The sequence below is a fragment of the Rhodococcus sp. AH-ZY2 genome (assembly GCF_030916465.1).
Classification (GTDB): Bacteria; Actinomycetota; Actinomycetes; order Mycobacteriales; family Mycobacteriaceae; genus Rhodococcus; species Rhodococcus ruber.
Window position 1 is genome coordinate 2,263,391 of record NZ_CP126458.1, and the last position, 25,512, is coordinate 2,288,902.

Sequence of the window (25,512 nt, forward strand, 5' to 3'; positions counted from 1 at the left end):
CGGACGATCGAAGGGGAGAGAGCTACAGCCACGTCGATCCGACCGAGAGGTTTTCCTGCACGGTGCCGGGGGGTGCCAGGACAGCACTGGAATCACTTTCGTGAAGGGGAGTTCGTTGCAAGAGCGGCCGTACATTCCGCCCGGGGCCTTCCCGTTGTCCTCCGCCCAGCGTTCGATCTGGGTCGCGCAACAGCTGGCACCCGAGGTCCCCGTCTGCATCGCCCAGTACGTCGACCTGCCCGGAGACCTCGACCTGGATCTGCTGCGCGCCGTCGCGCACGAGGCCGCGCGCGAGTTCCAGTCGCCGTACCTGCGCGTCGTCGAGGTCGACGGCGAGCCCTACCAGTACGTCGATCCGGACCTCGACCGCAGCGACGTCCCGCTGCTCGACTTCTCCGGGGCCCCGGACCCGATGGCCGCGGCGCAGCAGTGGATGAACACCGACTACGCCACCCCGGTCGATCTGGCCCGCGACCCGCTGGTGAACATGACGATCCTGCGGCTCGGCGAGCGACGGCACCTGTGGTACAGCCGGATCCACCACGTCGCCCTCGACGGTTTCGGCGCCATGACGATGGTCAACCGGATCGCCGCCCTGTACTCGGCGGCCCACGAGGACCGGGCCCCCGAGCCGCCCACCGCCGCCGACCTGCACTCCCTCTACCGATCCGACCTCGACTACCGCGGTTCGAGCCGGTACACGAGCGACCGCGACTACTGGATCGGGCGGGTCGCCGGGCTCGAGGACGGATCGACCCTGGCGCGGCGGACGGCCCCGACCGCCGCGCGCAGCACCCTCGACAGCGTCACCCTGCCCGACGACCTGGTCGCCCGGCTGACCGACGCCGACGCCACGAGCGGATCGTCGGCGGCCGCGACGGTGGTCGCGGCGTTCGCGTGCTACCTCTCCCGGATCACCGGCCGCGCCGACGTGATGCTCAACCTGCCGGTGTTCGCGCGGACCACCGTGGCGGCCAAGCGCTCCGGCGGCATGCTCGTCAACACCGCGCCGCTGCACATCCGCCTCGAGGACACCGACACCCGCGGCGACCTGGTGCACCGCGCCCAGCTGGAACTGACCGGTGCGCTGCGGCACCAGCGGTTCAGCCTCGAGGACATCCGCCGCGAGACCGGCACCACCGGCCGGGCCCGCAGCTACGGCGGACCGATGATCAACGTGATGCTCTTCCGCCAGGAGATCGCGCTCGGCCCCATCCGCGGCGAGTTCCACATCATGACCTCGGGTCCGGTCGAGGACCTGCTGGTCAACATCTATCAGAGCGGCACCCCCGCCCGGACGTTCGTGGATTTCCGCGGCAATCCCCACCAGTACGAGCCGGACGAGCTGCGCGAGCACCACGCTCGCTTTGTCGAGCTGTTCGGCGAGTTCCTGCGGGCCGAACCGGACACGCCGGTCGCGCGCATCCACCCCGCGACCGCCGCCGTCGCCGAGCGCCTGCGCCGCGACGCCGACCTCGAGCGGTTCTGGCGGGCCGCCCTGGCCGGGGCGCCCGAACACCTCGAGCTGCCCGCCGACCGTCGCCGCACCGGTCCGCGCAGCACCCCCGTCGCCGCCCGCCTCGACCTACCCGTCCCCGCCGAGCTGGGGGACCGGGTGGGCGACCTCGCCCGGCGCCACGGCGTCACCGCCACCGAGGTGCTGCACGCCGCCGCCGCGGTCCTCGTCGCCCGGCTCACCGCCGGCGCCGACACCCTCGTCGGACTGTCCACCCCGGCCGGGGCGCTGCCGCTGCGGGTGCGGCTCGACGAGAACGAGCCGTTCGCCGAGCTGCTCGGTCGGGTCGCGGCGATCCACGCCGCCGCCACCGCCCACGCCGACGTCCCGGCCGACCGGCTCGCCCGGTGCTTCGACGCACAGCACGTGCCGGCCCTGCCGGTGCTTCTCGACCCCGGCGGCACCGCCGCCGACGACGGCCTCGCGCACGCCGAACTCGCGCTGCACACCGCGACCGGCCCCGACGGCACCCACCTGCGGGGTACGTACGCCACCGACCTCTACGACCCCGCCACCGCACGATCGTTCTTCGAACGTTTGCTGCGGGTTCTGGGCACCGTCGCCGCCGACCCCACCGCCCCGGTCGGCAGCGTCGACATCGTCTTCCCGGACGAAGCGGCGCAGCTGAGCCCGGTCCGCGGACTGCCCGGCGTGTCCCCGCAGCTGTGGCCCGAGATCCTCACCGCGGTGGCTTCGCACGTCCCGGAGGCGAGTGCGCTCGAGTTCGAGGGCCGCACGATGACGTACGGGCAGCTCGACGCCTGGTCCGATCGGGTCGCCCGGGTCCTGATCGACGCCGGCGCCGGGCCGGAGACGTTCGTCGCCCTCGGCATCGCCCGATCCCTCGAATCGGTGGCCGCGATCTGGGCGGTGGCCAAGTCCGGTGCCGCCTACATGCCGGTCGACCCGACGTACCCGGCCGAGCGGATCGAGTACATGCTCGCCGACTCCGGGGCGGTGCTCGGGCTGACCACCACCGCCCACCGCGACGGCCTGCCGGACGACGTGCCGTGGCTGGTGCTCGACGACGCGGAGTTCGTCACGGCGCTGGACTCGGTCCCCGACGGCCCGTTGTCGGACCTCGACCGGCGCGGCGCGCTGCACTTCGACCATCCCGCCTACCTGATCTACACCTCCGGGTCCACCGGTCGACCCAAGGGCGTGGTGGTCCCGCATCGCGGTCTGGCGAACCTGTGCGCCGAACTGCACGGCCGGCACGGCCCCACCTTGCACTCGCGGGTCTCGCACTTCTCGTCGCCGAGCTTCGACGCCTCGGTGTACGAGTACATGACCGCCTTCGCGATCGGCGCCACCCTCGTCGTGGTGCCCCCGACGATCTACGGCGGCGAGGAACTCGCCCGCTTCTTCCGCGAGCAACGCATCACCCATGCCTTCTCCACCCCCGCGGCGCTGGCCTCGGTCGACCCGGAGGGCGTCGCCGCCGAGTCGGTCACCGTCGCCGGGGACGCGTGCCCGCCCGAACTCGTCGCCCGCTGGGCCCCGGGCCGACGGATGTTCAACGCGTACGGCCCGACCGAGGCCACCATCGTCGTCAACATCTGCGGCCCGCTGACGCCGGCACCGGCGATCCCGATCGGCACCCCCGTGCGCGGCACCCACGAGGTCGTCCTGGACTCCCGACTGCGGCCGGTGCCGGTCGGGGTCGCCGGCGATCTCTACATCGCCGGACCGGGCATCACCCGCGGCTACCGCGGCCGGCCCGGGCTCAGCGCCGAACGGTTCGTCGCCGACCCGTTCGGGGCGCCGGGGGAGCGGATGTACCGCACCGGCGACGTGGTGCGCTGGCGCACCGACGGCACCGTCGAGTACCTCGGGCGTTCCGATTTCCAGGTCAAGGTCCGTGGGTTCCGCATCGAACTCGGCGAGATCGACACCGTCCTGACCGCCCACGACGATGTCGCGTTCGCGGTGACGATCGGGCACACCACCCCGTCCGGCGACACCGCCCTCGTCGCCTACGTGCTGCCGCCGGCCGGGCACACCGCCGAACCCGGCGCCCTCCTCGCGCACCTGTCGCGGAGCCTGCCGGCGCACATGGTGCCCACGGCGATCGTCGTCCTCGACGAGATCCCCCTCACTCCCGTCGGCAAGCTCGACCGGCGTGCGCTGCCGGTGCCCGTGCTCGCGCCCGACGGCAGCACCTACGTCGCGCCGTCCTCCGACGTCGAACGGACGGTGGCGCAGGTGTTCGCCGAACTCCTCGGCGTCGACCGCGTCGGTGTCGACGACAGCTTCTTCGATCTCGGCGGGAACTCGCTGATCGCCACCCGGGTGGTCGCCCGCGTCAACGCCGCCCTCGGCACCGACCTGGGCGTGCGGGCATTGTTCGAGGCCCCCACGGTGCGGACCCTGGCCGCCCTGACCGCCGGCGCCGGCGCGGGCACCCGGGCGCCGCTGGTGGCCGGGCCCCGCCCGGACGTGCTCCTGGTCTCCGCAGCGCAGCAGCGGATGTGGTTCGTCAACCAGCTCGACACCACCTCCCCGGCCTACAACATCCCGATGGCGATCCGGCTGCGCGGCCGACTCGACCGCGACGCCCTCACCGCCGCCGTCACCGATGTGCTCGCCCGCCACGAGGCCCTGCGCACCGAGTTCCCGGCCACCGCCGACGGACCCGTCCAGCGGATCCGCCCGGTCGAGCAGGTGCCCGTCGATCTCACCGCGACGACCGTCACCGCCGATGGGCTGGCGCAGCGGGTGGCGGCGGAGGTGACCGCGGGGTTCGATGTGGCGGCGCAGGTGCCGGTGCGGGTGCGGTTGTTCGTGCTCGGCGACGGGGAGCATGTGCTGGTGTTCGTGGTGCATCACATCGCGGCGGACGGGGCGTCGATGGCGCCGCTGGCGCGGGACCTGATGACCGCCTACGCCGCCCGCACCCGGGGACAGGACCCGGCGTGGACGCCCCTCGAGGTGCAGTACGCCGACTACGCGCTGTGGCAGCGGGAGGTCCTCGGCGACCCGGCCGACCCGGACTCGCTCGCCGCCGCCCAACTCGACTACTGGCGCGAGACCCTGTCCGGGGCACCGGAAGTGCTGGCACTGCCCACCGACCGGCCCCGCCCGCCGCACCAGTCGTTCCGCGGCGCCACCGTCCGCTTCGACGTCGGTGCCGAGCTGTACCGGGCCGTAGGCGAACTGGGCCGCACCCACGGCGCCACCCCCTTCATCACCGTGCACGCCGCCCTGGCGGTGCTGCTGTCCCGGCTGTCGGGCAGCGACGACGTCACCGTGGGCACCCCCGTCTCCGGTCGCGGCGACCGTGCCCTCGACGATCTGGTCGGCATGTTCGTCAACACCGTGGTGCTGCGCACCCCCGTCGACGCGCAGCACACCTTCGCCGAACACCTGACCCGCGTGCGGGACCGGGACCTCGACGCCCTCGCCCACACCGACCTGCCGTTCGACGCCCTGGTCGATGCCGTCCCCGGCCACCGGTCCGAGGCGTACGCGCCGCTGTTCCAGGTGATGCTGGCATTCCAGAACACCGAGTCGGCCCGCCTGCAGCTACCCGACCTGACCGTCGACGTCTCCGAAATCGACACCGGCACCACCAAATTCGATCTGCACCTGACCCTGACCGAGGTCCCCGGCCACGACGGCGCCGCCCTCACCGGCGCCCTGTCGTATGCGACCGACCTGTTCGACCCCGGCACCGTCACCGCCCTCACCGAGCGGTTCGTGAGGCTGCTCACCGCCGTGACCGCCGCCCCGCACGTCCCCGTCGGCGACCTCGACCTGCTCGAGGGGGGAGAACGGGAGCTGATCCTGCGGCGCTGGAACGCCACCGACGCGCCCCGCACCGCGCACACCCTCGCCGACCTGTTCGCCCGGCAGGCCGCCCGCACGCCCGACGCCGACGCCGTCGTGTTCGGCGACGAGACCGTGACGTACGCCGACTTCGACGCCCGCACCAACCGGCTCGCCCGGCACCTGATCGCCGCCGGGGTCGGTCCGGACCGTCTCGTCGGTCTCGCGATGCGCCGCTCGGTCGAGCTGCTCGTCGGGATGTACGCGGTGATCAAGGCCGGCGGCGCGTACCTGCCGCTCGACCCCGACCATCCCGCCGACCGGCTCGAGTACGTCCTGGACAACGCCCGCCCGGTGTGCGTGCTCACCACCACCGCCGACCGGACACCGCTGCCCACCTCCGTCCCGGTCCTCGAGCTGGACCGGCTGGAGCCGAGCGGCGAGTCCGCCGCCGCCCTCACCCCGCAGGAGCGCACCGCCCCGCTGACGGGGGACCACCTCGCCTACGTGCTCTACACCTCCGGCTCCACCGGCCGCCCCAAGGGGGTCGCGGTCCCGCACGCCGCGATCGTCAACCGGCTGCGGTGGATGCAGCACGCCTACCCGCTCACCGCCGAGGACACCGTCCTGCAGAAGACCCCGTTCACGTTCGACGTGTCGGTGTGGGAGTTCTTCTGGCCGTTGCACACCGGGGCTCGGCTCGTCGTCGCCGCACCCGACGGGCACCGCGACCCCGCCTACCTGACCACCGTCGTCGAGCAGCAGCACGTCACCGTGGCGCATTTCGTGCCGTCCATGCTCGCGGTGTTCGTCGCGGCCACCGACGCGGGCCGCTGCCCGTCGCTGCGGCTGCTGTTCTGCAGCGGCGAGGCGCTGCCACCGGCCACGGTCACCGCCGCCCACGCGGCGTTCCCCGCCGCCGCGCTGCACAACCTGTACGGGCCCACCGAGGCCGCCGTCGACGTCACCTCGTGGGCGTGCACCGACGACGACGCCGACGTCGTGCCGATCGGTGCACCGGTGTGGAACACCCGCGTCCACGTCCTCGACGCGCGGCTGCACCCCGTCCCCGTCGGTGCCGTCGGCGAGCTGTACCTGTCCGGCATCCAGCTCGCCCGCGGCTACGTCGGGCGCGGCGACCTGACCGCCGACCGGTTCGTCGCCGACCCCTTCGGTCCACCCGGCACCCGCATGTACCGCACCGGCGACCTCGTGTCCTGGCGCCGCGACGGCAACCTGGTCTACCTCGGCCGTTCCGACTTCCAGGTCAAGCTCCGGGGGCTGCGAATCGAACTCGGCGAGATCGAGCACGCGTTGCTCGCCGACCCGGTCGTCGCGCAGACTGCCGTCGTGGTGCACCGGCCCACCGGCGCCGCCGACGGTTCCGACGGGGTGCTCGTGGCGTACGTGGTACCCGAGTCCGACCGCACCGTCGACACCGCGGCCCTGCTCGAGGCGGCCGCCGCCCGGCTGCCCGGCTACATGGTGCCCACCCACGTCGTCGTCCTCGACCGGCTCCCGCTGAACCCGAACGGCAAGCTCGACCGCAAGGCCCTGCCCGCCCCGGATCTCGCCGCCGACCGGGCGGCGGAACACGTCGCGCCGCGGACCCCGGTCGAACAGGTGCTGGCCGAGATCTTCGCCGATCTGCTCGCGGTACCGAGGGTCGGTGTGCACGACAACTTCCTGGAACTGGGCGGAAACTCGTTGCTGGCCATGCGGATGGCCGCGCGGATCGCCGCCGCGACCGGCGCCGAGGTGGGCGTGCGGGACCTGTTCGACGCACCCACCGTCGCGGCCCTGGCCGAGCGGCTACGTGACCGTGACGTCGCCGCCCGGCCCCCGCTCGCCGCCGTGACCCGGCCGCCAGTGGTCCCGCTGTCCCCGGCGCAGCAGCGCATGTGGTTCATCAACCAGTTCGACACGACGTCCCCGGCCTACAACATCGCCGTCGCGTTGCGCCTGGCCGGGACGCTGGACCACGCCGCGCTGCGGGCCGCCGCCGCCGACGTCGCCGCCCGGCACGAGACACTGCGCACGCGCTACCCGCTCACCGACGACGGCCCGGTACAGGTCGTGCTGCCCGTCGCGGTGTGGCAGCCCGACTTCACCGTCACCCCCGTCGAGACCGAGGACACGGTGCCCGCGCACATCGACCGGATCGTCGGCACCGGCTTCGACGTCGCCACCGAGGTGCCGGTGCGGATCCGGCTGCTCACCGTCACCGACACCGACCACGTGCTGGTCCTGGTCGTGCACCACATCGCCGCCGACGGATTCTCGATGGGACCGCTGGGGCGGGATCTGATGACCGCGTACGCCGCCCGCGCCGAGGGGCACGCCCCCACCTGGTCGCCGCTGCCGGTGCAGTACGCCGACTACACGCTGTGGCAGCACACCGTGCTGGGCGACGAGTCCGAGCCCGCCTCCCTCGCCGCAAGGCAGCTCGCGTTCTGGCACGACGCCCTGGCCGGGGCACCGGAACTGCTCGAGCTGCCGTGGGATCGGCCGCGCCCGGTGCAGCAGTCCGGCCGCGGTGCCCGCGTGGCCTTCGAGATCGGCACCGACACCCATCGCGGGATGCTCGCGTTGGCCCGCGCGCACGACGCGTCGCTGTTCATGGTCGTGCATGCGGCGCTCACGGTGCTGCTGGCCCGGCTGTCCACCAGCGACGACATCGTGATCGGCACCCCCGTCGCCGGCCGCGGCGACCGCGCCCTCGACGATCTCGTCGGCATGTTCGTCAACACCGTCGTGCTGCGGGCCCCGGTCGACGAACGCGAACGGTTCGATTCGCTGCTGCGGCGCGTCCGCTCGGCGGACCTGGCGGCCTTCGGCCAGGCCGACGTCCCGTTCGAGCGGCTCGTCGAGGCCCTCGACCCGCCCCGGTCGACGTCCTACCCGCCGCTGTTCCAGGTGCTGCTCGAATTCCAGGACATCGAGCGCCCCGACATCGCCCTGCCCGGGGCGACGGCCCGCGTGCTCGACCTCGATCCGGGCCTGTCCCCGTTCGACCTGCAGCTGTCGATCGCCGAACGGCCCGCCGGATCCGGCGTGCAGGCGGCGTTCACGTACGCCACCGACCTGTTCGACGCGGCCACAATCGCCTCGTTCGCGGACCGGTTCGTGCGGATCCTCGACGCCGTCACCGCGGATGCGGCCGTGACGGTGGGGGACGTGGAGATCGTCACCCCCCGCGAATTCGCCACCCTCGCCCCGGCGCGGGGCCGGCCCGCGGTCTCCCCTCAGCTGTGGCCCGAACTGCTGTCGTCGGTGGCGGCGATCGTGCCGGAGGCGGTCGCGCTGTCGTTCGAAGGCCGCACCGTCACCTACGGTGAGCTCGACGCCTGGTCCAACCGGCTGGCCCGGGTCCTCGTCGAGCGCGGCGTCGGACCCGAATCCTTCGTCGCGCTGGGGATTTCCCGATCGATCGAGTCGGTGGCGGCGGTGTGGGCGGTGACCAAGTCCGGGGCGGCGTTCGTCCCCGTCGATCCCGGCTACCCGCCCGAGCGGATCGCCTACATGCTCGACGACTGCCGGGCCGTCCTCGGGCTGACCACCACCGCCCACCGTGACGTGTGGCCCGTCGACTCGGTGCCGTGGCTGCTGCTCGACGACCCCGGCCTGCGCCGCGGACTCGACGACGTCTCGCCCGCCCCGGTCACCGACGACGACCGTCGGGCCCCGCTGCGGTACGACCATCCGGCCTACCTGATCTACACCTCCGGCTCGACCGGTCGGCCCAAGGGCGTCGTCGTCACCCACCGCGGCCTGACGAACCTCAATGCCGAAGTGCGCGAACACTTCTCGATCACCCACCGGGCCCGCGTGTCGCATCTGGCCTCGCCGAGCTTCGACGCGTCCCTGTTCGAACTGACCAAGGCGTTCTGCGCCGGCGCCACTCTCGTCATCGTGCCGCCCACCGTCTACGGCGGCGAGGAACTCGCCCGCATCCTGCGCGAGGAACACATCACCCACGCCTTCGTCACCCCCACCACCCTCGCCTCCCTCGACCCCACCGGGCTCGACGAGCTGCGCGTGCTCGTCGTCGCCGGGGAGGCCTGCCCACCGGAACTGGTCGACCGGTGGGCGCCGGGCCGGCACATGTACAACGGCTACGGCCCGTCCGAGGCCACCATCGAAACCAGCGTCAGCCCCGACATGCGTCCGGACACCACCGTCACCGTCGGCGGCCCCGCGATCGGTTTCCACGAGGTCGTCCTCGACGAACGACTGCGGCCTGTCCCCACCGGGGTCGCCGGTGAGCTCTACATCGCCGGCGCCGGCCTCGCCCGCGGCTACCATCGTCGCCCCGACCTGACCGCCGCCCGGTTCGTCGCCGACCCGTTCGGGGCGCCGGGGGAGCGGATGTACCGCACCGGCGACGTGGTGCGCTGGCGCACCGACGGCACCGTCGAGTACCTCGGGCGTTCCGATTTCCAGGTCAAGGTCCGTGGGTTCCGCATCGAACTCGGCGAGATCGACACCGTCCTGACCGCCCACGACGATGTCGCGTTCGCGGTGACGATCGGGCACACCACCCCGTCCGGCGACACCGCCCTCGTCGCCTACGTGCTGCCGGAGACCGGCCACCACGTCGACACCGCCGCGCTGCGCGCCCACGTCGCCGGGCAACTGCCGGCGCACATGGTGCCCGCCGCGGTCGTCGTCCTCGACGAGATCCCGCTCACCCCCGTCGGCAAGCTCGACCGCCGCGCCCTGCCGGTACCCGACCTGTCGGCCACCGGCGAATACCGCGCCCCGGCCACCGAGACCGAGACCGTCATCGCCGAGATCGTCGCCGAGGCCCTCGGCCACGAGAAGGTCTCCGTCGACGACAGCTTCTTCGACCTCGGCGGGAACTCGCTGATCGCCACCCGGGTGGTCGCCCGCATCAACGCCGCTCTCGGCACCGACGCCGGCGTGCGGGCATTGTTCGAGGCCCCCACGGTGCGGACCCTGGCCGCCCGCATCCTCGACGACCACGCCGGCGGCCCCCGCGTCCCCCTCACCGCAGGCCCGCGCCCGGATAGGATCCCGCTGTCCCCGGCGCAGCAGCGGATGTGGTTCGTCAACCAGTTCGACACCACCTCGGCCGCCTACAACATCCCCCTGGCGATCCGGCTGACCGGCCGCCTCGACCGGGCAGCGCTCACCGCCGCCGTGCACGACCTGATCGCCCGTCACGAAACCCTGCGCACCTGGTACCCGAGCGAGAACACCGGACCGGCGCAGCTGGTCACCGACCCCGTCCAGGCCACCCCCGACCTCGATCCGGTCCCGGTGTCCGCCGATGGGCTGGCGCAGCGGGTGGCGGCGGAGGTGACCGCGGGGTTCGATGTGGCGGCGCAGGTGCCGGTGCGGGTGCGGTTGTTCGTGCTCGGCGACGGGGAGCATGTGCTGGTGTTCGTGGTGCATCACATCGCGGCGGACGGGGCGTCGATGGCGCCGCTGGCGCGGGACCTGATGACCGCCTACGCCGCCCGCACCCGGGGACAGGACCCGGCGTGGACGCCCCTCGAGGTGCAGTACGCCGACTACGCGCTGTGGCAGCGGGAGGTCCTCGGCGACCCGGCCGACCCGGACTCGCTCGCCGCCGCCCAACTCGACTACTGGCGCACCGCCCTGGCCGACCTGCCGGAGATCCTGCCGCTGCCCACCGACCGGCCCCGCCCGCCGCACCAGTCGTTCCGCGGCGCCACCGTCCGCTTCGACGTCGAACCCGACCTGCACCGCCGCCTCACCGACCTCGCCGCCGCCCACGGCACCACCGTGTTCATGGCCGTGCACGCCGCCCTGGCGGTGCTGCTGGCGCGACTGTCGGGCAGCGACGACATCGCGGTGGGCACTCCCATCGCCGGCCGGGGGCATCGTGCCCTCGACGATCTGGTCGGCATGTTCGTCAACACCCTGGTGCTGCGTACCCCGGTCACCCCGGCCCTGCCGTTCACCGACCACCTCGAACGCACCCGCGAGGTCGATCTCGCCGCCTTCGGCCACGCAGACCTGCCCTTCGAGAAGCTCGTCGACGCTCTCGCCCCCACCCGCGCCACCGACCATGCCCCGCTCGTCCAGGTGGTCCTCGAATTCCAGAACAACGAACGCGCCCACCTGCAGCTGCCGGACCTGACCGTCGACGCCCTCGACGCCGACGCCCCCGTCGCCAAGTTCGACCTGCAGCTGACGATGGGGGAGAACCCGCCCGCCGGTCCCGACCCCGCCGGCATGACCGGCGCCTTCACCTTCGCCACCGACCTGTTCGACGCCGCCACCGTCACCACCTTCGCCGAGCGGTTCGTGCGGCTGCTCACCGCCGTCACCACCGACCCCGCCCGGCCCGTCGGCGACCTCGACCTGCTCGACCCGGCCGAACGACCCGCGCCCGCGCCCCGCCCCGTCCGGCACGCCGAGACCCTCACCGCCGTCTTCGCGCGGTCCGTCGCCGCCGGACCCGACACGGTCGCGATCACCGCCCCCACCGACCCGGCCACCCCGGCGCTGACCTACCGCGAACTCGCCGCGCGGGCCCGCCGCCTGGCCCGGGACCTGATCGCCCACGGCGCCGGACCCGACCGGCTCGTCGCCGTCGCCGTGCCCCGCTCCACCGACCTGATCGTCACCCTGCTCGCCGTCCTCGAGACCGGCGCCGGATACCTGCCCGTCGACGTGTCCTACCCGCCGGAGCGGCTCGCGTTCCTCTTCGACGACGCCCGGCCGGTGTGCATCGTCAGCACCACCGCCGACACCGCCGCCCTGCCCGCCGGGGACACCCCGGTGCTGCTGCTCGACACCCCCGACACCGCCGCCCGGCTCGCCGACCTACCCGACGGCCCGCTCACCGACGCCGACCGGCTCGGAGCGCTGCACCCCGACCACGCCGCCTACGTCATCTACACCTCCGGCTCGACCGGCCGCCCCAAGGGCGTCGTCGTCCCGCACCGCAACGTCGTCACCCTCCTCGCCGAAACCCAGGACCGGTTCGGGTTCGACGAGCACGACGTGTGGACCATGTTCCACTCCTACGCCTTCGACTTCTCGGTGTGGGAACTGTGGGGCGCCCTCGCCTACGGTGGCCGCCTCGTCGTCGTCGACCACCACACCGCCCGCTCCCCGGAGGCATTCCTCGACCTGCTGCGCCGCGAGCACGTCACCGTGCTCAACCAGACACCGACCGCGTTCTACCAGCTGATCGAGGCCGACCGCGCCGCCGGCGACCACACCCTGTCGCTGCGCTACGTCGTCTTCGGCGGCGAGGCCCTCGACCTCGCCCAGCTCGAACGCTGGTATCGCCGCCACCCGGACACCGCCCCGGCGCTGGTGAACATGTACGGCATCACCGAAACCACCGTGCACGTGACCCTGCAGCCGCTGGACCGGCAGTTCGCCGCGACCGCCTCGGCCAGCGTCATCGGCGACGCCATCCCCGGCCTGACGGTGCACGTCCTCGACCGGCGCCTGCACCCGGTGCCGACGGGCGTGATCGGCGAGATGTACGTCTCCGGGGACCAGGCCGCCCGCGGCTACCTCGGCCGCCCCGACCTGACCGCCGCGCGCTTCGTCGCCGACCCGTTCGCCGGCCCGGGCGCGCGCATGTACCGCACCGGCGACCTCGCCCGCCGCCGCCGCGACGGCCGGCTCGAATACCTCGGCCGCAGCGACTTCCAGGTGCAGCTGCACGGTTTCCGCATCGAGCTGGGGGAGGTGGAGGCGGCGTTGCTGCGCTGCCCGGGCGTCGCCCGCGCCGTCGTCGTGCTCCACCGCGACGAGCGGGCCGCCGACCGCCTCGTCGGATACGTGGTTCCGGAGACCGGCGCGACCGTCGACGTGGCCGCCACGCTCGAGCAGGTCGCCGTCGGTCTCGCCGCCTACATGGTCCCGGCCACCCTCGTCGTCCTCGACACCCTGCCGGTCACGGCCACCGGCAAACTCGACCGCAGGGCACTGCCCGACCCCGACTTCGGCGCGCTGGCCACCACGACCCGCGCCCCCGCCGGCCACCTCGAAAGGCAGCTCGTCGAGCTGTTCGCGCAGGTCCTCGGCCTCGACACGGTCGGCGTGGACGACTCGTTCTTCGCGCTCGGCGGGGACAGCATCATGTCCATCCAGCTGGTCTCACGCGCCCGCGCCGACGGCATCGAGCTGAGCCCCCGGGACGTGTTCGAACGCAAGACCCCCGCCTCGCTCGCCGCCGTCGCCACCCTCGGCGACGGCCCCGCCGTCCTCGCGGAGCTGCCCGGCCGCGGCGTCGGCGCCGTCCCCCTGACCCCGATCGTGCGGTGGATGCTCGAACGCGGCGGTAGCATCGACCGCTACTCGCAGGCCGCGCTGTTGCGGCTGCCCGCCGGGTTGGACCGTGCCACCCTGACGGCCACGCTGCAGGCGGTGCTGGACCGGCACGACATCCTCCGCGCCCGCCTCGTCCCCGACGTCGACGACCCCGCCGGCGTCGGCCTGCAGGTCCGCGGCCCCGGCGCGGTCACCGCCGACCCGCTCATCCACCGCGTCCCCGTCACCACCGCCGCCGACACCGACGACTTCTTCGCCCTCGCCGCCGCCGAACTCGACGCCGCCGCCGACCGCCTCGACACCGCCGCCGGAATCCTGCTGCAGGCGGTGTGGTTCGACGCCGCCGCCGGCGCCGGGCGCCTGCTGCTGGTCGTGCACCACCTCGCCGTCGACGGGGTGTCCTGGCGCATCCTCGTCCCCGACCTCGCAACCGCGTGGGCCGCCGCCCGTCACGGCACCGCGATCGAGGACACCCCCGCCGGCACCTCCGTGCGACGCTGGGCGCACGCCCTCGTCGACGCCGCGCACCGCGCCGACCGTGTCGCCGAACTCGACCGCTGGACCGCGATCCTCGACGGGGACGACCCGCTGCTCGGGGACCGTCCGCTCGACCCGGTCGTCGACACCAACGCCACGGTCCGCACCCTGGCCACCGACCTGCCCGCCGACGTCACCGCAGCGCTGCTGACCACGGTGCCCGGCGCGTTCCACGGCACCGTCAACGACGGCCTGCTCACCGCCCTGGCACTGGCGGTCACCGCCTGGCGCCGCGACCGCGGCACCGTCACCGACGACGTCCTGATCGCGCTCGAGGGTCACGGCCGCGAAACCGCCGTCGCCCCCGGCGCGGACCTCTCCCACACCGTCGGGTGGTTCACCACCATTCATCCGGTCCGGTTCGACCTGAGCGATGTCGACCTGCCGGATGCGCTCGACGGCGGCGACGCTGCCGGCGCCGCCGTCAAGGCCGTCAAGGAACAACTCGCCGCCGTCCCCGACCACGGCATCGGGTTCGGCCTGCTGCGCTACCTCAACGCCGACACCGCCGCCCGGTTGCGCACCCGCCCCGCCCCGCAGATCAGCTTCAACTACCTGGGTCGGCTCACCCCGGGCGTCACCGACGCGGACACCCCGTGGCTCCCGGTCGACGCCTTCGACCGGGGCGGCGCGCAGAGCCCGGATATGCCGGCCGCCGCGGTCGTCGACATCAACGCCGTCACCGTGCCCACCACCGACGGGCCCGTGCTGCGCGCCACCTGGTCCTACCCGCAGCACCTGCTCACCGACGCCGACGTCGCCGCCCTCACCGAGCGGTGGGCGGCCGCCGCCGCCGCCCTCGCCCGACACGTCCACCGCCCGCACGCCGGGGGCCTGACCCCGTCCGACGTGCCCCTCGTCGCCCTCGACCAGCCCGCCCTCGACCGCCTCGAACGCCACTACCGCGCGGCCGGGCACGCCAGCGGCCTGGCCACCGTGTGGCCCGTCGCCCCGCTGCAGGCCGGGTTGCTGTTCCACGCCCTGCTCGCCGAGCAGTCCGCCGACGCCTACGTCGTCCAACTCGTCCTCGACCTGCAGGGCACCGTGGACCCGGACCGGCTGCGCCGCGCCGCGCAACTGCTGCTCGACCGCCACCCCAACCTGCGGGCCGCGTTCGCCGACGACGGCTCCGGCGGCTTCGTGCAGGTCGTGCCCGCCCGCGTCGACCTGCCCTGGACGGTGCTCGACCTGACCGGCCTCGACGACCCGGACCGCCAGGCGGCGCGCCTGCTCGACGAGGACCGCCGCACCCGCTTCGACACCGCCGTCGCCCCGCTGCTGCGCGCCACCCTCGTGCGGGTCGCCGCCGACCGGTACCGACTGGCCCTGACCAACCACCACATCCTGCTCGACGGCTGGTCCACTCCGCTGCTGGTCAAGGATCTGCTGCTGCTCTACGCCACCGACGGCGACACCGCGGCCCTCGGCCGCCCGCGCAGCTACGGCGACTACCTGCGGTGGCTGGCCGGGCAGGACACCGACGTCGCCGCGGACGCCTGGGCCCACGCCCTCGCCGGCCTCGACGAACCCACCCTGCTCGCCCCCACCCACCGGCCCGGTCGCACCGCCGCGGTCTCGCAAGATCTCGACCTGGACCTTCCGGGTGGGCTCGCCGCGCGCCTCGACGCCGTCGCCGCCGACCGCGGCGTGACCGTCAACACCGTGGTGCAGACCGCGTGGGCGCTCGTGCTCGGTGCGCTCACCGGCCGCGACGACGTCGTCTTCGGTGCCACCGTCTCCGGCCGGCCCCCGCAGGTCACCGGAATCGAGTCGATGGTGGGGCTGTTCATCAACACCGTCCCGGTCCGGGTCACCGTGCGCCCCGCCGAGACCCTCGGCGCCCTGCTCGACCGAGTACAGGCCGAGCAGGCGGCCCTGCTCGACCACCACCACATCGGACTGAGCACCATCGAACGCCGGGTCGGCGCCGCCGCCGGCTTCGACACCCTCACCGTGTTCGAGTCCTACCCGGTGGACCGGGCCGGTCTGACCGAGGACACCGACATCGCCGGGATGCGGGTGGCCGGGATCAGCGGCCACGACGCCACGCACTACCCGCTGAGCATCGTCGCCCACCCGGCCGGCAGCGGGGACACCGCCACCCTGCACCTGCGGCTGAAGTACCTGCCCGAAGTCTTCGACCGTGCGACCGTCGAGACCGTCGCCCACCGCATCGAGAAGGTCCTGACCGCCCTCGCCGGCGATCTGCACGCCCCGGCCGCGGGCGTCGACGTGCTCGTCGGCGACGAACGCGCCGCCCTGGCCCCGGTCCGTGGTCCCGTCGGCGGCACCACCCACACCCTGCCGGAGCTGTTCGGCGCGACCGCCGCCGCGCACCCGGACGCCGTCGCGATCGTCGACGGCGCCACCCGGTGGACCTACCGCCGCCTCGACGACTGGTCCACCCGCGCCGCACGCGTCCTGACCGACCTCGGCGTGGGCCCGGAAACCTTCGTGGCCCTGGGCATCTCGCGGTCGCTGCATTCGGTGGCCGCGATGTGGGCCGTGACCAAGACCGGTGCCGCGTTCGTGCCCGTCGACCCGAACTATCCCACCGACCGCATCGCCTTCATGCTCGCCGACAGCGGCGCCGCCCTCGGGCTCACCACCGCCGCACACCACGACACCCTGCCCGGCACCGTCCGCTGGCTCACCGTCGACACCGACGACTTCGCCGCCCGGCTCGCCGACACCCCCGCCGGGCCCCTCGGCGACGCCGACCGCCGCGGCCCCCTGCGGCTGGACCACCCCGCCTACCTCATCTACACCTCCGGTTCCACCGGCCGCCCGAAGGGTGTGGTGACCACCCACCGCAGCCTCGAGAACTTCGCCCTCGACCAGCGGGAGCGGTTCGGGGCCGGACCCGACGCCACCGTCATGCACTTCTCCTCCCCGAGCTTCGACGCCTCGATCTTCGAGTACCTGCTCGCGTTCGGTTCCGGCGCCGCCCTCGCGGTCGTACCGCCCACCGTGTACGGCGGTGAGGAACTCGCCCGCGTCCTGCGCGAGCACAGCGTCACCCACGGCTTCATCACCCCCGCCGCCCTCGCCTCCCTGCCCGCCGCCGACCTCGACGCCTTCGCCGACCTCGCCGTCGGCGGTGAGGCCTGGCCGGCCGAACTACGCGACACCTGGGCACCCGGCCGGCGCCTGGTCAACGCCTACGGCCCCACCGAGACCACGATCATGGCCGCGATCAGCGCCCCGATGACCGCCGCCGGCCCCCTCACCCTCGGGGGACCGCTGCGCGGTGTCCGCGCCGTCGTCCTCGACGCCGCCCTGCGCCCCGTGCCCGCCGGCGTCGCCGGCGAGCTGTACCTCGGCGGCCTCGGCCTGGCCCGCGGCTACCACGCCCGCCCCGACCTGACCGCCGCCCGGTTCGTCGCCGACCCGTTCGGGACGCCGGGGGAGCGGCTGTACCGCACCGGCGACGTGGTGCGCTGGACCGACGCCCTCGAACTGGAATACGTGGGCCGCTCCGACTTCCAGGTCAAGGTCCGCGGGTTCCGCATCGAACTCGGCGAGATCGACGCCGCGTTGTGCAGCCACCCTGACGTCGCGTTCGCCGCGACCCTCGGCCACACCGCGCCCTCCGGGGAGACGGTGCTCGTCGCCTACGTGCTGCCCACCCCCGGCCACGAAATCGGCACCGACATCCTGCGCGCGCACGTCGGCGACCGGCTGCCCGCGCACATGGTGCCCGCCGCGGTCGTCGTCCTCGACGAGATCCCGCTCACCCCGGTCGGCAAACTCGACCGCCGCGCCCTGCCCGCACCGGACCTGTCCGGCGGCAGCGGGGACTACATCCCACCGGCCGACGAACTCGAAACCGCCGTCGCCGGGGTGTTCGCCGACGTCCTCGGCCTCGACCGGGTCTCGGTGACCGACAACTTCTTCGACATCGGCGGCAACTCCCTCGTCGCGACCCGCGCCGCGTCGCGTCTCGGCGCCGCCCTCGGCGTCGACCTCGGGGTACGGGCCCTGTTCGAAGCCCCGACCGTCCGCGCCCTCGCGGCCCGGCTCGCCGCGACCCCGGGCACCGAACCGGCCACCGGTGCCGGACCGGTCCGCCGCCCCCGCCCGGACCGCATCCCCCTGTCCCCGGCCCAGCAACGGATGTGGTTCGTCAACCAGTTCGACACCAGCTCCCCGGCCTACAACATTCCGCTCGCGATCCGGCTGACCGGTCATCTGTCCGTCGCCGCGCTCGACACCGCCGTCCGCGACGTCCTGGCCCGGCACGAGAGCCTGCGCACCGTCTACCCGGCCGGCCCCGACGGGCCCGTGCAGCGGATCCTCGACGCCGACGACGTCGGTCTCACCGTCGACGTCGTGCCCGCCACCGAGGACACCGTCCTCGCTGCCGCCGCGGAGTTCGCCGCCACCGGATTCGACGTCACCGTCGACGTGCCGCTGCGGGCGCGGGTGTATGCGCTCGGCCGCGACGAGCACCTCGCCGTCCTCGTTGTCCACCACATCGCCGGGGACGGCTTCTCCACCGGGCCCCTCGCCCGCGACCTGATGACCGCCTACCGCTCACGCACCCGCGGCGACGCCCCCGCCTGGGCGCCACTGGACGTGCAGTACGCCGACTACACCCTCTGGCAGGTCGGCCGCCTCGGCGACGCCGCCGTCCCCGGCTCCCTCGCCGCCACCCAGCTCGACTACTGGCGCACCGCCCTGGCCGGCCTGCCCGAAGTCCTCGCCCTGCCCACCGACCGGCCGCGGCCCGCACAGCAGTCCTTCCGCGGCGACGTCGTCCGCTTCCCGATCGACGCCGCCCTGCACGAACGCCTCACCCGCCTCGCCGCCGCCCGCGGCACGACCGTGTTCATGGCCGTGCACGCGGTGCTGGCGGTGCTGCTGGCGCGGTTGTCGGGCAGCGACGACATCGCGGTGGGCACTCCCATCGCCGGCCGGGGGCATCGTGCCCTCGACGATCTGGTCGGCATGTTCGTCAACACCCTGGTGCTGCGCACCCACGTTCCCGGACAGCGCACCTACGCCGATCTGCTCACCGCCGTCACCACCACCGACCTCGACGCCTTCGCCCACGCCGACGTCCCCTTCGAACAGGTCGTCGAAGCCGTCGACCCGGCCCGTTCCACGGCCCACGCGCCGCTGTTCCAGGTCTCGCTCGAATTCCAGAACACCGCACGTCCCCGCCTCGAACTGCCGCACCTGACCGTCAGTGGCGTGCCGCTCGACCCGACGGTCGCCAACTTCGACCTCGAACTGCTCCTCGGCGAGAACCACGACGACACCGGCGCCCCCGCCGGCTTCGACGCCGCCCTCGTCTACGCCACCGACCTGTTCGACGCCGACACCGTCACCGCCTTCGCGGACCGGTTCGTCCGCCTGCTCGACGCCGTCACCGCCGCCCCCGACACCCCCGTCGGCGACATCGACCTCGTCACCGACGAGGAGCGTCGTGCCCTGGTCCCCGCCCACGGCCCGCACACCCTCGGCACCCGGGTGTGGCCGCAGATCCTCGCCGACGCCGTCGCCGTCGACCCGGACGCCCTCGCCGTCGTCGACGGGCCCCGCCGCGCCACCTACCGCGAACTCGACGCCCACTCGAGCCGCCTCGCCCGGATGCTCGTCGACTACGGTGTCGGCCCCGAGACGGTCGTCGCCCTCGGTCTGCCCCGCAGCCTCGACTCCGTGACCGCCCTGTGGGCCGTGACCAAGACCGGCGCCGCGTTCGTGCCCGTCGACCCGAGCTACCCGCGTGAACGCATCGAGTACATGCTCACCGACAGCGGTGCCGCCCTCGGCCTCACCGTCACCGCCCATCGCGACGGGCTGCCCGCCACCGTGCCGTGGTTCGCGCTGGACTCCGCCACCACCGTCGCCGAACTCGCGCCGTACGCACCCGAGCCCCCGACCGACGCCGAGCGCACCGCGACCCTCGAACCCGACCATCCCGCCTACCTGATCTACACCTCCGGGTCGACCGGCCGCCCCAAGGGCGTCGTGCTCACCCACCGCGGCCTGTCCGACCTCGCCGTCGAGGAACACCTGCACCTCGACGTCCGGCCCGGCAGCCGCGTCTCGCACCTGGCCTCGCCGAGCTTCGACGCCTCGGTGTTCGAACAGATGATGGCCCTCTCGGCCGGTGCCACCCTCGTGATCGTGCCCCCGGCCGTGTACGGCGGCGACGAACTCGCCGAGGTCCTGCACGCCGAACAGGTCACGCACGCGTTCATCACCCCGACCGCGCTGGCCTCCCTCGACCCGGACACCGTCGACAGCGTGGGGGTTCTCCTCGTCGCCGGTGAGGCCTGCCCTCCCGAACTCGTCGCCCGGTGGGCCCCAGGCCGCCGCCTGGTCGACGCCTACGGCCCCACCGAGGCGACCATCATGACCTCCATCAGCGATCCTTTGGCGCCGGGGGAACCCGTCACCATCGGCCGGCCCACCCGCGCCTTCCACGCCGTCGTCCTCGACGCCCGGCTGCGACCGGTGCCCGTCGGGGTCGCCGGTGAGTTGTACGTCGCGGGACCGGGCCTCGCGCGGGGCTACCACGCCCGCCCCGACCTGACCGCCGCGCGGTTCGTCGCCGACCCGTTCGGGGCGCCGGGGGAGCGGCTGTACCGCACCGGCGACGTGGTGCGCTGGACCAAGGACCACAGCCTCGAATACGTCGGTCGCTCCGATTTCCAGGTCAAGGTCCGCGGGTTCCGCATCGAACTCGCCGAGATCGACGCCGCGCTCACCGGGCACCGGGACGTGGTGTTCGCACACACCGTCGGCCGCACCGCCCCGTCCGGGGAGACCGTCCTCGCCTCGTACGTCCTGCCGGCCCCCGGCCGCGCCCCCGATCCCGCCGACATAAAAGCATTTGCAGCGCAACAGCTTCCGGGCCACATGGTGCCGACCGCCGTGGTCGTGCTCGACAGGATCCCGCTCACGCCGGCCGGCAAACTGGACCGGCGGGCCCTCCCGGAGCCGGACTTCGCCGCGCTCGGCGGCACCTACCGCGCCCCGGCCACGGAACTCGAACACACCGTGGTGGGGGTATTCGTCGACTATCTCGGCCTGGACCGGGTCTCGGTCGACGACAACTTCTTCGACCTCGGCGGCACCTCGCTGCTCGCCACCCGGATGCTGCCGGCACTCGGTGAGCGCCTCGGGCGGCCCGTCCCGCTGCACTCGATCTTCACGCATCCGACCCCCGCCGGCCTCGCCGCCCACCTCGGGGGCCCGCAGGAACGCACCGGCATCGACGAGGCCCTGCAGGTGCTCGTCCCCCTGCGCGACGGCACCGGCGCACCGCTGTTCTGCGTCCACCCGGCCGCCGGGTTGTCGTGGGCCTACGCGCCGCTCGCCCAGCGCGTCGGCGGCGACCGCCCCGTCTACGGGCTCCAGTTGCCCACTCTCAGTGGTGGTCCCGCCCCGGAGTCGGTCACCGCGCTGGCCCGGCGGTACGTCGAGGAGATCCGCCGTATCCAGCCGCACGGCCCCTATCACCTGCTCGGCTGGTCGCTCGGCGGCGTCGTCGCCCACGCCGTCGCCGTGGAACTGCGCCGGGGAGGGGAGCGGGTGGACACCCTCGCCCTGCTCGACAGTCACCTCAGCGTCCGGGGCGCCGGCTCGGTCGGGATCCGCGACATGCTCCGCGATCTGGGCGTGCCGTTCGACGCCGAACAGGAACCGACCTACGAGCAGGCCGCGGAGCTGCTCGATGCGGCGCTGGGCGGCGACACCGGTCTGACCGCCGCGCACCTCGAGCGGATCCACCGGGGCTCGGCCGCCGCGTTGCGGGCCGCCCGCCGGCACGCGCCCGCCACCTTCGACGGGGACGTGCTGTTCTTCACCGCCGTCCGGTCCGCCGCCCCGGTCGCGGCGGTCGCGGCCTGGCACAACGTGGTGTCGGGGGAGATCCACCAGTACCGGATCGACTGCGATCACCACGAGATGGTGTCCCCGCACGCGGTCGAGGCGATCGTGCAGGTCCTGTCGGCGCGACTGGCGGACCCGGCGGTCACCGGCGCGGGCCCACGGAACTGAAATCGTCTTCGGGACAGCATCTTCCGTATCCCCGCGGACGGTCACGGACGGGGTGAGGTCCCGCAGCGAAGGAGGGGACCCCGGCGATCGACGGACGTGTCGCGGCGGTGCCCGAGATCAGTGCCCGGTCACCGTCCGAGACGCCCGATCACCGTCTCAGCGGGCTGTAGAAGACCAACCCGTTGCCCTTGTTGTCGTAGACCACGGCGCGGCGCTCGTGCGCGTCGTCGTACGGGCCCTGCACGATGCCGCCGCCGGCTTCTTCGATGGCCTTCGCGGCGGCATCGACGTCGGCGGTCTTGATGCCGACGACCACCTGGCCGTGGATCGGATGATCGACTGCGGTCGCGAGCGCGAGGGTGACCCCGCCCCCGTCGAGGGCAGCGAAATGGGCGCCGTCCCGGAACTTCAACGCCATGCCCAGGGTCTCGTTGTAGAATCTGATCGACTCGTCGAGATCGTCGGTCGACAGCACGATCATCTTCACTTCATGGCTGCTCACGGATGCCTCCTTCGGCGAATGTCCGGAAAGCCTAACGTGATCGACACCGTGACATCGAGGGTCGATCGTCCCGTCGAACACCGGTCGACATACCCGACTGATTTACGTCACTGTGACGAATTAGTCCCGGGAGAACCCCGGGCGAGGGGAGAGGATGGAGCCCGCATTGCGGACCCGGTCGACCGGCCCGCGCGACGCCGACCCGGTCGGGCGATTCCGAAGCGTGCCGCCCACGGTCGCGGACGGGTCACCGGACCACCGCGGGTCGAACTTCGGCACGCTGGAGCACGAGCGGTCGGACACGGGCCCGACCCGGTAATCGTCACCGTGACGAATTAGGTCCCGTCTGGGCCGGGGCCGTGGAGGGGCGAGGCGGGTAACGCCGGAACGTGAGCGAGGCCGCGTGGAGATCCGTGGAAGGCAGCCGGCGTCCGGTCCCGTCGGATGCCCGCACCCGCACGATCCGGTGGCGAACGCCGGCAGGAACGCCGGGCGGCGCGAGCGCCGCGGTTGCGGAAGCCGAGCGCCCGCAGTGCGGACACGGGTCGCCGGAAGCTTCGACACCCGAGCGGGCCGCGCGGACAAACGGCTGGTCAACCCCACATCCGAAATTGCCGATAATGCACATTATGTCAAGTAGTGTGCCGGAAGCCTCCCCGCGGGAAGGTGGACCCCGGGTGCTCGAACCGATGCAGGCGCTCGAACCGGTGGATGTGCTCGAACCGGGCGCGCACCGGAGTGCCCCCGGCGGACGCGTCCGGCCTCGCCGCACCGTCGGCCGGCGGCGCGGCGTCCGGCCGGTCGCCCGCGTCGTCTCGTCGATCGACCGGATCGCCGCTTCGCACCGGCGGTCGTCCGGCGTGTCGGTCGGCACCGCGCGACCCGTCGGCGCCCGTCCTGCGTGGGCCGGACGAGGCCCTCTCCCCGTCGAGCACTCCCGTGCGGACCCACTCACCTATTGCTGATAACAATACTGATGGATAATCACCGTTATCCATCACACGCCCACGGCGCGCGAGCATGCGCGCATTCCCGGCACGACGCCGCCGCCAACGCCGGGCCTCAGCACGCCCCGATTCGTTCCCCGCCCCCGGCCCCCGGACCGCCGCGCCCACGCCGCCCGCGATGTCCCGGCGGGGGCCGTCGCACACCACCACCACCACCTCCCCCTCGACGGGTGGATCGGCGACGTCGCCGGCCCGCTCCCCTCGTCGTACAGTCGGTTCGACGAACGGCAGGTCCGTGGGGCCGGCCCCGGATTCGGGAGGAACGGCGATGCCGCCGAACGTGTGGTTGACCCCGGGCGAGCTGTCGTCCCGGTCGGGGGTGGCGGTGTCCGCGCTGCACTACTACGAGGCCCGCGGCCTGATCGAGAGCAGACGCACCTCGGGGAACCGGCGCACCTACCGGCGCGACACGCTCCGTCGCCTGGCCTTCATCCGGGTCGCGCAGGGCGTGGGGGTCTCCCTCGACGAGATCCGGGAGGCGCTCGATTCGCTGCCGGACAGCCGGGTGCCCACCGCGGCGGACTGGGCGCGGTTGTCGCGGCAGTGGCACGACCGGCTCACCGAGCGGATCGAGGCCCTCACCGCCCTGCGGGACAGTTTCACCGAGTGCATCGGGTGCGGTTGCCTGAGCCTGGCGTCGTGCCCGTTGGCCAACCCCGGCGATGTGCTGGGCGCCCGGGGCCCGGGACCCCAGCGCCTGGGCGGGGCCGGGTCACACCGGTAGGCCGTGGCCGCCCGCCGGGTCGCACCGTTCCCGTCGGCCCCGGATGTCACACTGGTATCGCACAGGTGTACGACCGGGATGCGGGGAGGGTCATGACGGGCCGGGTGGATCCGGGGTTGCTGGACTGGGTGGCCGCGTACCTCGAGACGCTGCAGACGGCGAAGCGGTCCGCGCACACGATCAAGGCGTACCGGCTGGATCTGCAGGCGGTGTGCGGGGAACTCGCCGTCCGCCTCTCGGTCGCCCCGGACGAGCTGTGCGTGCAGGACATCACGATCCGGGCGATGCGTTCGGCGTTCGCCGCCTTCGCGCGGGAGCGGCAGCCGGCGTCGGTGCGGCGGGCCTGGTCGGTGTGGAACAGTTTCTGCAACTTCCTGGTCTCCGAAGGCGTGTCGGAGGGCAACCCGATGGCGTCGATCGCCCAGCCGAAGCGCCCCCAGCACACCCCGAAGTCGTTCACGCCCAAGGCGATCGGGCAACTCGTGGACACCCTCACCGTCGAGGCGCAGCGCCCGGCCGCCTCGGGCCGGGAGTGGCCGCAGCGCGACCTGGCGCTGATCGCGACCTTGCTGCTGACCGGTATCCGTTCGGAGGAGCTGATCCGCCTCGACCTCGGCAGCGTGCTCGGCGGCACCCGTGCCCCCGTGCTGCGAGTGATGGGCAAGGGCACCGTGGAGCGGCAGATCCCGCTCGAGCAGAGCTGGACCGCGATCGTCTCGGCGTATCTCGAGGAGCGCTACACCCGGTTCCCGCCGACGCATCGGCCCCGGCGCGGCGACGACGAGACACTCGCGGTGTGGGAGCGCTATCCCCCGGCCGATCCGCTGTTCGTCGGCGCCGACGGCCGGCGTATCACGCGCGGCACCCTGCAGTACCGGGTGCGGCGGATGTACCGGATGGCGGGCATCGAGAGCGAGCGCAAGCGCGGCGCCCTCGCCCACGCGCTGCGGCACACCTTCGCCACCAGCCTGGCCGACGGCGGGGCGACGATGGTGGAGCTGCAGCAGTTGCTCGGCCACCGGTCACTGCAGACCGTGCAGATCTACACCTCGGCGACGGACGACGCGGTCCGGCACGCCGCCCGGCACAACCCGGTCTACGGGCTGCTGGACCGGCGCGAGTGACGTCGGGGCGGCGCGGTCACGGGACGCGTAAGCCT

General features: G+C 73.3%; 4 protein-coding genes. 3 read left to right on the top strand and 1 reads right to left on the bottom strand.

All coding sequences use genetic code 11. The features are described from left to right. The first annotated feature begins 115 nt into the window (after positions 1-115). Complete coding sequence (locus QNA09_RS11560; RefSeq protein ID WP_308072442.1) at positions 116-22,120, top strand: non-ribosomal peptide synthase/polyketide synthase; 22,005 nt, start codon at positions 116-118, stop codon at positions 22,118-22,120. A gap of 148 nt (positions 22,121-22,268) precedes the next feature. On the opposite strand, the gene QNA09_RS11565 is transcribed toward QNA09_RS11560, so the two are convergent. Continuing rightward, positions 22,269-22,622 (bottom strand): VOC family protein, encoded by a 354-nt coding sequence (locus QNA09_RS11565; protein WP_048773801.1) that lies wholly within the window; start codon positions 22,620-22,622, stop codon positions 22,269-22,271. 1,275 nt (positions 22,623-23,897) lie between these two features. On the opposite strand from QNA09_RS11565, the gene soxR reads away from it, so the two are divergent. Further along, positions 23,898-24,353 carry a redox-sensitive transcriptional activator SoxR gene (soxR, locus tag QNA09_RS11570; RefSeq protein ID WP_010596501.1) on the top strand — a complete coding sequence of 152 codons (456 nt, stop codon included), beginning with the start codon at positions 23,898-23,900 and terminating at the stop codon, positions 24,351-24,353. A 92-nt stretch (positions 24,354-24,445) separates the two neighbouring features. Further along, positions 24,446-25,477: a tyrosine-type recombinase/integrase gene (locus QNA09_RS11575; RefSeq protein WP_017682306.1), complete on the top strand. Its 1,032-nt coding sequence runs from the start codon at positions 24,446-24,448 to the stop codon at positions 25,475-25,477. Positions 25,478-25,512 lie beyond the last annotated feature (35 nt).

Excerpts from the sequence above, each read along its gene's own strand:
- QNA09_RS11575 (WP_017682306.1), top strand. The coding sequence starts at position 24,446 with ATGACGGGCCGGGTGGATCCGGGGTTGCTGGACTGGGTGGCCGCGTAC.
- soxR (WP_010596501.1), top strand. The coding sequence starts at position 23,898 with ATGCCGCCGAACGTGTGGTTGACCCCGGGCGAGCTGTCGTCCCGGTCG.